General features: G+C 66.6%; 14 protein-coding genes. 2 read left to right on the top strand and 12 right to left on the bottom strand.

The features are described from left to right. Nucleotides 1-21: 21 nt before the first annotated feature. Entirely contained in the window at nucleotides 22-936 is a 915-nt protein-coding gene (locus tag KTJ87_RS02410; protein WP_267137466.1) for a lipid A-modifier LpxR family protein, read from the bottom strand. A gap of 119 nt (nucleotides 937-1055) precedes the next feature. Further along, on the bottom strand, nucleotides 1056-2222 hold the full coding sequence (locus KTJ87_RS02405; protein WP_267137465.1) for an alpha-D-ribose 1-methylphosphonate 5-triphosphate diphosphatase: 1167 nt from the start codon (nucleotides 2220-2222) through the stop codon (nucleotides 1056-1058). Nucleotides 2223-2247: 25 nt separating this feature from the next. Here KTJ87_RS02405 and KTJ87_RS02400 point away from each other — a divergent pair, with 25 nt between their 5' ends. Then, on the top strand, nucleotides 2248-2931 hold the full coding sequence (locus tag KTJ87_RS02400) for a DUF1045 domain-containing protein (protein WP_267137464.1): 684 nt from the start codon (nucleotides 2248-2250) through the stop codon (nucleotides 2929-2931). Here the strand turns inward: KTJ87_RS02400 and phnN are convergent. From phnN to phnG, 7 genes are read right to left on the bottom strand one after another with little or no spacing between them, the layout of a single operon-like run. Further along, entirely contained in the window at nucleotides 2913-3452 is a 540-nt protein-coding gene (gene phnN / locus KTJ87_RS02395; protein ID WP_267137463.1) for a phosphonate metabolism protein/1,5-bisphosphokinase (PRPP-forming) PhnN, read from the bottom strand. The genes KTJ87_RS02400 and phnN overlap by 19 nt on opposite strands. Further along, nucleotides 3449-4132 carry a phosphonate C-P lyase system protein PhnL gene (phnL, locus tag KTJ87_RS02390; RefSeq protein ID WP_267137462.1) on the bottom strand — a complete coding sequence of 228 codons (684 nt, stop codon included), beginning with the start codon at nucleotides 4130-4132 and terminating at the stop codon, nucleotides 3449-3451. Before phnL ends, phnN begins: the two co-directional genes overlap by 4 nt. A 10-nt stretch (nucleotides 4133-4142) precedes the next feature. Continuing rightward, nucleotides 4143-4913 (bottom strand): phosphonate C-P lyase system protein PhnK, encoded by a 771-nt coding sequence (phnK, locus tag KTJ87_RS02385; RefSeq protein WP_267137461.1) that lies wholly within the window; start codon nucleotides 4911-4913, stop codon nucleotides 4143-4145. Further along, on the bottom strand, nucleotides 4910-5764 hold the full coding sequence (locus KTJ87_RS02380) for an alpha-D-ribose 1-methylphosphonate 5-phosphate C-P-lyase PhnJ (RefSeq protein WP_267137460.1): 855 nt from the start codon (nucleotides 5762-5764) through the stop codon (nucleotides 4910-4912). Before KTJ87_RS02380 ends, phnK begins: the two co-directional genes overlap by 4 nt. Further along, nucleotides 5761-6849 (bottom strand): carbon-phosphorus lyase complex subunit PhnI, encoded by a 1089-nt coding sequence (locus KTJ87_RS02375; protein WP_267137459.1) that lies wholly within the window; start codon nucleotides 6847-6849, stop codon nucleotides 5761-5763. The genes KTJ87_RS02380 and KTJ87_RS02375 overlap by 4 nt, the downstream gene beginning before the upstream one ends. Nucleotides 6850-6852: 3 nt before the next feature. Beyond that, complete coding sequence (phnH, locus tag KTJ87_RS02370) at nucleotides 6853-7413, bottom strand: phosphonate C-P lyase system protein PhnH (RefSeq protein ID WP_267137458.1); 561 nt, start codon at nucleotides 7411-7413, stop codon at nucleotides 6853-6855. Next, nucleotides 7413-7868 carry a phosphonate C-P lyase system protein PhnG gene (phnG, locus tag KTJ87_RS02365; RefSeq protein WP_267137457.1) on the bottom strand — a complete coding sequence of 152 codons (456 nt, stop codon included), beginning with the start codon at nucleotides 7866-7868 and terminating at the stop codon, nucleotides 7413-7415. Before phnG ends, phnH begins: the two co-directional genes overlap by 1 nt. A 90-nt stretch (nucleotides 7869-7958) precedes the next feature. Here phnG and phnF point away from each other — a divergent pair, with 90 nt between their 5' ends. Further along, complete coding sequence (gene phnF / locus KTJ87_RS02360; RefSeq protein WP_267137456.1) at nucleotides 7959-8681, top strand: phosphonate metabolism transcriptional regulator PhnF; 723 nt, start codon at nucleotides 7959-7961, stop codon at nucleotides 8679-8681. A gap of 5 nt (nucleotides 8682-8686) precedes the next feature. Here phnF and KTJ87_RS02355 read toward each other — a convergent pair whose 3' ends face one another. The 3 genes from KTJ87_RS02355 to phnE (KTJ87_RS02345) are packed head-to-tail and all read right to left on the bottom strand — an operon-like array spanning nucleotide 8687 to nucleotide 11497. Continuing rightward, a complete protein-coding gene (locus tag KTJ87_RS02355; protein WP_267137455.1) occupies nucleotides 8687-9304 on the bottom strand; it encodes an LbetaH domain-containing protein in 618 nt (205 codons plus the stop codon). Between the two features lies 1 nt (nucleotide 9305). Continuing rightward, entirely contained in the window at nucleotides 9306-10628 is a 1323-nt protein-coding gene (gene phnE / locus KTJ87_RS02350; RefSeq protein WP_407650451.1) for a phosphonate ABC transporter, permease protein PhnE, read from the bottom strand. Beyond that, nucleotides 10625-11497 carry a phosphonate ABC transporter, permease protein PhnE gene (gene phnE / locus KTJ87_RS02345; protein WP_267137454.1) on the bottom strand — a complete coding sequence of 291 codons (873 nt, stop codon included), beginning with the start codon at nucleotides 11495-11497 and terminating at the stop codon, nucleotides 10625-10627. The genes phnE (KTJ87_RS02350) and phnE (KTJ87_RS02345) overlap by 4 nt, the downstream gene beginning before the upstream one ends. Nucleotides 11498-11551: the final 54 nt, after the last annotated feature.

Here is an 11551-nt window from a genome sequence, read left to right as displayed (position 1 = left end):
TCCTGTTTCTTCCGCCTCGCGTCAGAACTTTGCGTTGACCCTCAGCGAGCCGATGAGCTGCCCGGACCTCTGCCCCTGAAACTCGGGGCTGAGGTAGGTCAGGCCATAGAAGGTGCCGAACCGTTTGCCCTGCGTGCGCAGGCCCAGACGCAGCCGAGTGCGAGTATCGGCAATGGTGTATCCAAGACTGGCCGGGAAATAGGCGCTGGACGACACCGCCGCGAAATCCGCGCCAAGCGTCAGGCCAAAGCCGGTGGCGGGGGACCGCACGCCGGGATAGCGCTGACCAGTGACGACATCGCGAAGCATCATGTCGCCAAGGCCAAGCCGTCCGATCTCGAAATCAACGCCAGCACGGGCCAGCACCTCTACCCCGGCGATCGTCTCGACGAAGGGACGCATGCGGACCCGTTCACCCAAGGCAATGGGGCGGCCGATCTCGAAAGTGGCGGTCGGGTTCAAGGAATTGCCAAGCTGAAGCGCCTGCGCCGCGGTCGGGCTGGGACCGTTGAACAGATCATGGATCAGCGTCTGTATTCCGGGCACGCCTGTCATCGGCCCAATGCCGACGATGTCGATGCCCGCGGAATGCTCGAAGCCGCCGCTCTGGAAATGGGTATGCGCGCCAAGCGACAGGGTCGCGGCATAGCGGCGGTCGCCGGGGCGCGGGTTTGTCAGGCTTTCAGGGGCGGCAAGGGCGGCACGGAACCGGTATTCCACGATCTCGCCCATCCGGTCCGGAAGCGCTCCAGACCATTCGGGCCCGCGCACGACACTGACCACATAGGAACCGGTCTGCCAGCGATCGCGGCCATCACCGATGGTGTCGTTGTTGAACTGGCGTCCGGTGCCTAGCGTCTGCTTGCCGTCAAAGCCATGTGCTGTCGTCGCAAGCAACAGCGCCGCGCAAAGGGGGATTAAGGCTGAAAGCCGCATGTCTTGAACCCGATAGATGCCCCCCCGGGCAAGACGCACCATAGACGGCTGGGCGCTGTGCCTGAAAGACCATTGCGCAATGCCCTTCAATCCCTGCGCGAACCTGTGGCGAAACCGCCTCAGGCGATGCGCTGGCCGCCGACCCATGCGCCGCGGTGCACAGGGGTGCCGCCCATCAGGCGGATGCGGATCAGATCGCCCTTCAGGCCGGTCTCGATCCTGCCGCGGTCCGCAAGGTTCGCAGCGGCGGCGGGAGCAGCGGTGACGGTGCGGATCGCGCGCGGCAGGTCGTCCCACAGGGCGGCCAGCCGGAACGCCGCCAGCAACAGCCCGGACGGCACATAATCCGACGACAGGATGTCCAGAAGCCCCGCGCCTGCAAGGTCCAGCGCCGAGACGTTGCCGGAATGCGAGCCGCCCCGGATCACGTTCGGCGCGCCCATCATGATCGCGATGCCTGCCGCGCGGCACGCCTCTGCCGCCTCGACCGTGGTCGGGAATTCCGCAAGCGCCACGCCGTGCGCGCCGGAGGTGGCGACGTGATCTGCGGTGGTGTCGTCGTGGCTGGCCAGCACCGCGCCATAGCGGCGGGCCTCGGACACGGCGGCGGCCTCGTGCACCTCGCCAAAGCGGTCGCGCAAGGACTTGAGGTTCGCCACATGCTCGACGAAATCGGCCTCGGACATTGATTTCTTGCCCATGACATACGCCTTCAGCTTGCCAATGTCGCGGAACTGGCGCTGGCCCGGCGTGTGGTCCATCAGGCTGACAAGACCGATGCGGTCGGCGGGGCCGAACTCCGCCATTTCCTCGACCAGCGTCTCGGAGCAGCACTCTGCGCGCAGGTGGATCAGGTGCCGGATCCGCAGCGCCTGCGCCGCGCGCAGGTCCAGAAGCGCGCTCACCAACTCGCGCGCGTATTTCGCGTATCCGCCCTTGTCGGACAGCACGGACCCCACACGCATCGCGTCGAACACCGTCGTGATCCCGCAAGACGCAAGCTCTCCGTCATGGGCAAGGATCGCGGCATCATGCGGCAGATGCACGCCCGGGCGCGGCTCGATATGACGCTCGAGGTTGTCGGTGTGCAATTCGACAAGGCCGGGCAACAGATAATCGCCGCCCATGTCCTCGGCGCCCGGCGGCACGGCTGCGCCCTCGGAGATGTCCGTGATCTTGCCGCCAGACACCGTCACCCGCCCGCGCAGCACCGCGTCCGGCAGCACCAGCTCGGCATTGGCGAGAACCGTCTCGCGTGTCACACCAGCGTCATTGGCCGTGGTCATTGATCCGCTCGGAGAGAAAGTGTTCATGTCGGAATTCGCTCGCTATGCAATCTATTACGTGCCGGACGGCCCGCTGGCCGCGTTCGGGGCCGCATGGCTTGGGTGGGATGTAGCGCAGGGCGCCGAGGTGCCACAGCCCGACCTGCCGCCGCTGGGCGACGAGTTGCGCCGGATCACCGACACGCCGCGAAAATACGGATTTCACGGCACGCTCAAGCCGCCGTTCAGGCTGGCCGAAGGACGCTCCGCAGAACAACTTGCCGAAGAGACCCAGGACCTTGCCCGCCGCACCGCGCCGGTTCGAGTTGGCGGCCTGGCGCCGGGGCGGATTGGCCGGTTCCTTGCGCTGGTCCCGCAAGGCGACACCGCCGCGCTGGCCGCGCTGGCCGCCGCCTGCGTGACCGAGCTTGACGGCTTCCGCGAGACCCTGTCCGAGGCGGAACTGGCCCGCCGCCGCGCCGCCGGTCTGACCGACCGGCAAGAGGATTTGCTGGCTGCCTGGGGCTATCCCTATGTGCTGGACGAATTCCGGTTCCACATGACCCTGAGCGGCCGGGTGGATGACAGCACCGCTGCCCGCGCAATGGCCGCCCTGGACGTGGCGCTGCCGGCCTTGGATACGCCGTATGTCTTTGGCGCGATCGCGCTTGTCGGAGAGCGTGCGGATGGCAGGTTCCAGACGATCCATCGTTACGCCCTGACCGGATAAAGCTTGGCCAACGCCATCTCAACAGCATCGGCAAGCGCGCCGTCGTTGGGAATGTCGCGCACGTCCAGATGCCCCGGCAGGTCCACCCGGCGCGCCAGCCTGCGCGCGATCCCGGCCTCGTCCTCGCGCCCGCGCCCGGCAAGGCGGCGGGCCAGCGTTTCCGGTGTCGCGGTGACGTTCAGCACGACAAGGCGGTCAAAGGCGCGGCCTGCCTCCTCCAGCACGCCGCGCGACAGGTTCACGATGGCGTCGCCCCCGGCGGCAACGCGCGCCTGCACGGCGGCCGGAATGCCGTAGAACAGGCCATGCGCGCCCCAACTCAGGCAGAACGCGCCTGCCGCGCGCCGGGCGGCAAAGCCTGCCTCGGTCTCTGGCTCGTGGTCCTCGCCGCCTGCCTCGGGCGGGCGCGTGATGACGCGGCGGACCTTGTGCAACGCGGGGCGCCGCGCCGCCAGAGCGTCGATCAGGCTGTCCTTGCCGACACCGGACGGCCCGACAACGGCGATCAAGCGTCCGCTCATGCCGCCGCCTGGGGCGAGAAGCCGGTGACGTCGATCTCGCGGTCGCAGACCCGCGCGCGCGCCGTCTCGTCGTGGAAGATGCCGACGATGGCCGCGCCGCGCGCCTTGGCCTCTTCGATCAGCGACAGCACGACCTCGCGGTTGCCGCCATCAAGGCTTGCCGTCGGCTCGTCCAGCAAGAGCGCCGGATAGGCATGGATGAAGCCGCGCGCGATGTTCACGCGCTGCTGTTCGCCACCCGAAAACGTGGTGGGCGACAGGTGCCACAGCGTTTCGGGCACATTGAGCCGCGCGAGCATCGCCGCCGAGCGGTCCCGCGCCTCGTCCTCGGGCACGCCGACCGCGCGCAAGGGTTCGGCGACCACGTCCAGCGTCGGCACACGCGGCACCACGCGCAGGAACTGGCTGACATAGCCCAACGTATCGCGACGAAGCGACAGGATCTCGCGCGGGGCGGCACGGGCCACGTCCAGCCCGCCGACGACGATGCGCCCCGACGCGGCAAGGTAGTTGCCGTAGATCATCCGCATCACGGTGGACTTGCCCGATCCCGACGCGCCCACCAGCGCCACGCATTCGCCCGCCGCCACGGACAGCGACGCGCCCCGCATCACCTCGATGGTGGCCCCGCCCTGATTGTGCAGCGTGAAGCTCTTGCTGACGTTGTCGATCTCGATCATCGCCATCCCCTTACACCTGAAGCACGCTTGAGACGAGCAGCTGCGTATAGGCATGCTGCGGATCGTCGAGCACCTGGTCGGTCAGCCCGTGTTCCACCACATGCCCGTCCTTCATCACCATCAGCCGGTGCGCCAGCAGCCGCACCACCGCCAGATCGTGCGTGACGACGATGGCAGACAGCCCCATGTCGCGCACCAGCCCGCGCAGAAGGTCGAGCAGCCGAGCCTGCACGCTGACGTCGAGGCCCCCGGTGGGTTCGTCCATGAACACCAGCCGTGGCCCGGTCACGAGGTTGCGCGCGATCTGAAGCCGTTGCTGCATCCCGCCCGAAAACGTCGTGGGGCGATCGTCGACACGGGTTTCGCTGATCTCGACGCGGCCCAGCCAGTCGATGGCGCTGTCGCGGATATCGCCGTAGTTCCGCGCCCCCACGGCCATCAGCCGTTCGCCCACGTTGCCGCCTGCCGACACGCCCATGCGCAGCCCGTCGCGGGCGTGCTGATGAACAAAGGCCCAGTCGGTGCGCCCCAGCATCCGGCGTTCGGGTTCCGACATCGTAAGCACGTCGCGCTGGCCGTCCGCGCGGGTGTCGAAGATCACCTGCCCCGCGTCGGGCGGCAGGTGCCCGGCCAGGCAATTCAGCAGCGTCGACTTGCCCGACCCGGATTCGCCGACGATGCCCAGAACCTCACCGGGGAACAGATCGAACGACACGTCGCCGCAGCCCAGGTGCGCGCCATAGCGCTTGGTCAGGCCGTGGACGGACAGAAGCGGCGTCATGCGGCGTCCTTTCCGCGATGGCCTTGCGCGCGGCGGCTCTCGCAATAATCGGTGTCGGAACAGACGAACATCCGTCCGCCCGCGTCGTCGGTGATGACCTCGTCGAGATAGCTGTCTGCAGCCCCGCACAGCCCGCAGGGATGATCGGCCTTGGTCGGCTCGAACGGGTGATCCTCGAAATCGAGGCTGACGATCCCGGTGTAAGGCGGGATCGCGTAGATGCGCTGTTCGCGGCCCGCGCCGAACAGCTGGATCGCGGCCATCTCCAGTTTCGGATTGTCGAACTTGGGGATCGGCGAGGGGTCCATCACGTAGCGCTCCTCGACCTTTACAGGGTAAGCATATGAGGTAGCGATGTGCCCGTGCCGCGCGATGTCTTCATACAGCTTGACGTGCATCAGCCCGTATTCCTCAAGCGCATGCATCTTGCGCGTCTCGGTCTCGCGCGGTTCCAGAAACCGCAGGGGTTCGGGAATGGGTACCTGATAGACCAGGATCTGCCCCTCGGTCAGCGGCTCCTCGGGGATACGGTGGCGGGTCTGGATCACGGTGGCCTCGGACGTCTTGGTGGTCACAGCGACCCCTGCCGTGCGTTCAAAGAACCGCCGGATCGACACGGCGTTCGTCGTGTCATCCGCGCCCTGGTCGATCACCTTGAAAGTGTCGTCCGGTGTAAGTGTCGCGGCAGACACCTGCACGCCGCCGGTGCCCCATCCGTAAGGCGTGGGCATCTCGCGCGACGCGAATGGCACCTGGTATCCGGGGATCGCCAGCCCTTTGAGGATCGCGCGGCGGATCATCCGCTTGGTCTGCTCGTCGAGATAGGCAAAGTTGTAGGACTGCTCGGTCATTCCGCCGCCTCCTGCAGGTCTTGCGCCCCGGCAGACCGGCGCAGTTTCCGCACCAGTTCTAGTTCCGACTGGAAATCGACGTAGTGGGGCAGCTTGATGTGCTCGAGAAACCCCGTCGCCTGGATGTTGTCCGAATGATAGAGGACGAATTCGGCGTCCTGCGCGGGCGCGCCGACGTTGTCTTCGCCCAACTCCTCCCACCGCAGCGCGCGGTCCACCAGCGCCATCGAGATCGCCTTGCGCTCGGTCTGGCCGAACACCAGCCCGTAGCCGCGGGTGAATTGCGGCGGTTCGGTCTTTGAGCCCTTGAACTGGTTCACCGTCTCGCATTCGGTAAGCGTCACCTCGCCGATGGAAATGGCGAACCCCAGCTCAGGGATGTCCATCTCGACCTCCACCGCGCCGATGCGCAACTCTCCGACGAAGGCGTGGTTGCGCGCATAGCCGCGCTGCGTGGAATAGGCGAGGCCAAGGGTGAACCCCTCGTCCGCGCGGGTCAGTGCCTGAAGGCGCAGCGCGCGGTTCGCAGGCAATTCCAGCGGCTCGCGCGTCAGGTCGGGTGGGGTGTCGTCGCTGGAAGGTTGCTCCTCGATCAGCCCCTCACGGTTGAGGAAGCCGGTGACATGGGGCACATGGCCGACACCGGTGTCGGCGCGGCCTGCTACGGGCGCCTCACCCTCGGCGGCGAGTTTGAAATCCAGCAAACGGTGCGTGTAGTCGAAGGTCGGGCCAAGGATCTGCCCGCCAGGCAGGTCCTTGAAGGTGGCGGACACGCGGCGTTCGACCGCCATCGCGTCGGTGTCGACGGGACGCGATGCGCCAAAGCGCGGCAGCGTCGTGCGGTAGGCGCGGATCAGGAAGATCGCCTCGATCAGATCCCCGCGTGCCTGCTTGATCGCCAAAGCGGCAAGGTCGGGATCGTAGAGCGATCCTTCGGCCATCACCCGGTTCACGGCCAGCCTCATCTGCTCGCGGATCTGCGCGACCGACATTTCGGGCACGTCAGTGTCGCCGCGCCGTTCTTCGGCGAGCCACTGGTGTGCGGCATCGATGGCGCGTTCGCCGCCCTTGACTGCAACATACATCGTCTATTCCACCCGAGTTGTGCGGGGCAGCGCGGCTAGGCGCGACCCGCAGGTGAACAGGAAATCGAGGCCCAGTGGGAACCGCGCGGCGTTGTCGCGGAAAACATCGAGGTCGGGGAGCGACAGGAATGCCGTGTCCTTGATGCCCGGGCCGGTCAGGCGGGCGCCGTCGCTCCGCAGGTCGGGCATCTCGACGATGACCGTGACCGAGCGGTCGGGGTATTCCGAGGTGCCAACGGGATACGCCGTAAGGTCGTGCGCATCCCAGGCCCCGAGAGCGAACATCGCCCGCCCCGGTTCTGCCATTGGCGCGCCGGAATGAAAGGCGATCCAGTCCCGAACCTCGGCGGCATTGCAGGCACCTGCCAGATGCACCGGCGTCTCGGGATCGCAGAGCGTCAGGATCACCGTTCCGGCGGCGACGGACAGGGGTGCGGGCGGCGCGGCCCCGGTGATCTCGACAATGCGACCGGGATGCGCCATTGCCGTCATCACGGCGCGGAAGGCGTGACTTGCGGTGCGCGGCGTGTCGGTGAACCCGCCTTCAAGGGCAATGGTGTCCATCAATCCTCTCCCCTCACCAGCGTGAAGAACTCGACCTTCGTTGCAGCGGCCTTCTGCGCGCGGGCTTCCCGCCTCGCGGTCTCTTCTCGCGCCAAAGGCCCCAGCACCCCGGCGCGAACCTCCCGCGCCGCATCCGTGTGCATCAGCGCATCGACAAGCGCGGCGGCCTCGGCGGCGGGCTTGCTGCGGCCTTGCACATAGCCGTGGCCGACCTCGCCCGTCGCAAGGCGCAGCGCGCAACGCGTCACGGTCATCTCGCCCAGATTGAACGGTGCGCCGGTGCCGCCGGTGCGGCCGCGCACCATCACGGCACCGACCTCGGGCGCGCGAAGCCAGTCGAATGCCGGGCGGTCGCCGCACGCATCGAGCAAGGCCGCAACGCAGTCTTGCCGGGCGCGCGCCAGCAATCCCATCCATTCTTTTCGCTCTGCAGCGGGGTCAGGGGCGTCTTTCATCTCGACAACTTCGCCATATCCTATACAACTAGACATATCTTAGCATACTGCTTCGCGCCGCACAGCGGATATTTGTGAAATTTGGGTGACATGACCGAACCGGCCACAGCCCGCACTCCGATCTGGCAGGCGATCGCCGCCAACCTGCGCGACGATCTTGCCGAGGGGCGCTACCGCCCCGGCGACAAGCTGCCGACCGAGGCGGACCTCGCGCTGCGCTTCGGCGTCAATCGCCACACGGTGCGTCATGCGCTGGCGCGGCTGGTCGAGGACGGGCTGGTGCGCACCCGGCGCGGCTCGGGTGCCTATGTCAGCGCGCGGCCCACCGACTACGCCATCGGCCGCCGCGTGCGGTTTCATGAGAACCTGCTGGCCGGCGGGCACCGTCCCGAAAAGCGCATCCTGCAGATCGGCGAGCGCGCAGCGGGTCCGGGCGAGGCGCAGGCGCTGGACATCAAGCCCGGCGCCCCGGTCTGCGCCTACCACGGGCTGTCGTTGTCCGATGGCCAGCCCATCGCCGTCTTCGAGTCGGTCTTTCCGCTGGAACGCCTGCCCGGGATCGCCGCGGCCCTTGCCGAGACCAGCGGCGTTACCGAGGCGCTGGCCCGCGAAGGCGTCGCCGACTACACCCGCGCCTCGACCCGGCTGACGGCGACACCCGCGACAGCAACACAGGCGCTGCACCTGCATCTGCGCGAAGGCGATCCCGTGCTGCGCTCGACCGGGATCAACGTCGATGCGCAAGGCGTGCCGGTGGAATACGGGCGGACCTTCTTTGCCGGATCGCGCGTTACGCTGACGCTGGATCACTAGGGCGATCAGCCCTCGTACTTCTCCAGGAAGGCCTCGGCGGGCAGACTGCGGAAATCCGGCAGCGCGGTGCGCAGCGCCTCATGCGACCAGTCCCACCACGCCAGCGCGATCAGGCGGTCTGCGATGGCGGCAGGCTGACGGTCCCGGATCGGGCGGGCCGGGTTGCCGCCGACAATGCTGTAAGGCGCGACGTCCTTGGTCACGATGGACCCCGACGCCACGACCGCGCCGTCACCGATCATCACCTCGGGCTTCACGACCGCGTTGTGGCCGATCCATGTGTCGTGACCGATGTGCGCGAGCCGCGCCGCGCGCCGTGCGAAATGCGCCTCGTCGTCAGGTTCATCGGGCCAGTAGTAGTGCGACCGATAGGTGAAGTGATGCGTCGTGGCGGTGGTCAGCGGATGGTCCGTCGGACCGATGCGGGTGAAGCTGGCGATGTTGGCGAACTTGCCGATCCGGGCGTTGGCGATGTCGCAGATGCGGTCACAGTAGCTGTAATCGCCGATCTCAACGTTCGACAGCCTGGTTCCCCTGGCGATCTCGACATAGGCGCCGAAACTCGCGTTCGTGATCTCGCACTCCGGACCGATCACGGGCCGGTCGGCAAACAGTTGCGGCATGTTAGTCTTTCCGGCCGATCAGGCGCGACCGCAGGATGCCCGACAACCAGTCCATGAGCATGACGACGATGATGATGAGAACGATGTAGTAGGCCACCTCTTCCCAATCCTTCTGGGTCTGGATCGCCTGGGTCAGCAACAGGCCGATGCCGCCACCGGTGATCGCTCCGATGATGGTCGCAGAGCGGGTGTTGGATTCAAGGAAATACAGCACCTGGCTGAGCAGCACCGGAACGATCTGCGGGATGACGCCGAAGCGGTAGCGCTGCACCGGGTTCGCGCCGGTCGAGGCGACGCCCTCGATCTGCTTGTCGTCCACGTTCTCCAGCGCTTCCGAGAATATCTTGCCGAAGGTGCCGGTGTCGGTGATCAGGATCGCCAGCGTGCCGGTCATCACGCCCGGGCCAAAGGCCCGCGACAGGATGATCGTCCAGATCAGCGCATCGACGCCGCGCACGAAGTCGAACACGCGGCGCACGGCAAAGCGCGCGGCGCCCAGTGGCGCGAAGTTCTTGGCGGCCAGGAACGCCAGCGGCAGCGCGATCATCGCCGCGCCAAAGGTTCCAAGGAACGCCATCAGGATGGTCTCGAAGATCGCCCAGGCGACATCCGCGTGGCGCCACATGCCGTTGGACCAGAAATCCTGCCACGCGCCCGCAAGGTTCGCACGTTCGGGATCGACGCGGTCGCCAAACAGGATCGTGCCGAGCCCGGCGCCGTTGTAGGGGCTGTCGAGCGTGAAGAAGAACAGCTCCCACCCCGCGAAGTAGCGGAACAGTTCGGTCTTGGACCGGGTGAAGGTGACGCGCGCGCCGTCCAACGTGATCGTCGCGCGGCTGTCCGAGATGTTTGTCCAGTCGGGCGGCGTATCGCCAAAGCTGGTGACGACGTCGCGGCCGACCAGCGCCATCTCGACGGTGCCATATTCAGGCAGTTCCAGCGTCAGGCGGTTGTCCGGCAGCAGCGTGGCGATCTGGCCGTTGCCAAGATCGACCACCGTGCTTTGTTCGCCCGGCGTCACCCATGCGGGATAGCGCCCCTCGGGATAGGCGCCCTTGCGCTCGCCCTCGATGGCGTACTCGATCGCGCCGAAGCGGTTGTCGCGGGTGACGTGGGTCTTGTAGCTCCAGCTGTCCGAGGCCAGCGTGACCGCGTTGTCGAGCCGGGCGCGCTGGGCAAGCCCCGCGATGTCGAAGGCGAAGAAGATGTAGGTCAGGTAGGCGATCAGCGCGGCAAGCGCCCCGAAGGCCATCGTCCGTTTGCGCGAGAACAGGCGCTCGGCGACGATGCGGGCATCGTTGATGTTCGTGGATGCGGCAGTCACAGCGCGGCCCCCTTGGTCAGACGGTTGCGAAAGTGGCTGGACACCTGATCGACCACGACGATGGTGCCGAACAGCAGGATGAAGATTGCGGCGGCCTCGTCGAACTTGCCCTGCCCCCAGCTGATCGAATTGCGCAGCTCATAGCCGATACCGCCCGCCCCCACGAAGCCAAGGATGGCCGACGCGCGGATGTTGATCTCGAAGCGCAAGAGTCCGTAACTCACGTAGTTGGGCGCGACCTGCGGGATCACGCCAAGAAGCATCTTCTGTCCCCAGCTTGCCCCGACCGATGACAGGCCCTCGACCGGCTTGAGGTCGGCGTTTTCCGCAACTTCCGAGAACAACTTGCCCAGTGCGCCCGCTGTGTGGAAGGCGATGGCGATCATCGCCGGAACCGGGCCACCGCCCAGCACGAAGATCAGCACCAGCGCGATCACGATTTCGGGCAGCGCGCGCATGACGTCCATCACCCGGCGGAACAGCGGGATCGCGCGCGGCCAGAGCGCAAGACCACGCGTGGACAAAAGCGACAGAACGATGCCGCCGAAGGCACCGACAAGCGTAGAGACTGCGGCGATGTTCACGGTTTCGATCAGCGCCGGGAAATACTTGACCAGAAGACCGGGCAGATTGCCGCGTTTTTCCCAGGCTTCCTCGATCACACCTTCGGGGAAATCGAAGAACATCGGGATGCCTTCCAGAAACCCGCCCGCATTTCGGTCGTTGGCGATCTGGAAGCCGGATAGCATGAGCATGATGAAGATCAGCAGGGTGATCCCGCCATAGAGGCGCTTCTTGCGCACGAGCGCCAGATAGTTGTCCTGAACGGAGCGCACGCCTTCAGCGCGGCCAGCGGTCACATCGGTCATGCGTGGGGGTATCCGGGCATCAAAGGAAGCGGGCCCCGGAAAACCGGGGCCCGC

The sequence above is a fragment of the Anianabacter salinae genome, assembly GCF_019061145.1.
GTDB classification, from domain to species: Bacteria; Pseudomonadota; Alphaproteobacteria; order Rhodobacterales; family Rhodobacteraceae; genus Anianibacter; species Anianibacter salinarum.
This window is presented reverse-complemented; position numbering and strand designations above follow the sequence as displayed.

Coding starts and splice junctions, on each gene's coding strand:
- KTJ87_RS02355 (WP_267137455.1), bottom strand. CDS start 9,304: ATGCCGCAACTGTTTGCCGACCGGCCCGTGATCGGTCCGGAGTGCGAG.
- KTJ87_RS02375 (WP_267137459.1), bottom strand. CDS start 6,849: ATGTATGTTGCAGTCAAGGGCGGCGAACGCGCCATCGATGCCGCACAC.
- phnG (WP_267137457.1), bottom strand. CDS start 7,868: ATGAAAGACGCCCCTGACCCCGCTGCAGAGCGAAAAGAATGGATGGGA.
- phnL (WP_267137462.1), bottom strand. CDS start 4,132: ATGATCGAGATCGACAACGTCAGCAAGAGCTTCACGCTGCACAATCAG.
- phnE (WP_267137454.1), bottom strand. CDS start 11,497: ATGACCGATGTGACCGCTGGCCGCGCTGAAGGCGTGCGCTCCGTTCAG.
- phnN (WP_267137463.1), bottom strand. CDS start 3,452: ATGAGCGGACGCTTGATCGCCGTTGTCGGGCCGTCCGGTGTCGGCAAG.
- phnF (WP_267137456.1), top strand. CDS start 7,959: ATGACCGAACCGGCCACAGCCCGCACTCCGATCTGGCAGGCGATCGCC.
- phnH (WP_267137458.1), bottom strand. CDS start 7,413: ATGGACACCATTGCCCTTGAAGGCGGGTTCACCGACACGCCGCGCACC.
- KTJ87_RS02380 (WP_267137460.1), bottom strand. CDS start 5,764: ATGACCGAGCAGTCCTACAACTTTGCCTATCTCGACGAGCAGACCAAG.
- KTJ87_RS02400 (WP_267137464.1), top strand. CDS start 2,248: ATGTCGGAATTCGCTCGCTATGCAATCTATTACGTGCCGGACGGCCCG.
- phnK (WP_267137461.1), bottom strand. CDS start 4,913: ATGACGCCGCTTCTGTCCGTCCACGGCCTGACCAAGCGCTATGGCGCG.
- KTJ87_RS02405 (WP_267137465.1), bottom strand. CDS start 2,222: ATGACCACGGCCAATGACGCTGGTGTGACACGCGAGACGGTTCTCGCC.
- KTJ87_RS02410 (WP_267137466.1), bottom strand. CDS start 936: ATGCGGCTTTCAGCCTTAATCCCCCTTTGCGCGGCGCTGTTGCTTGCG.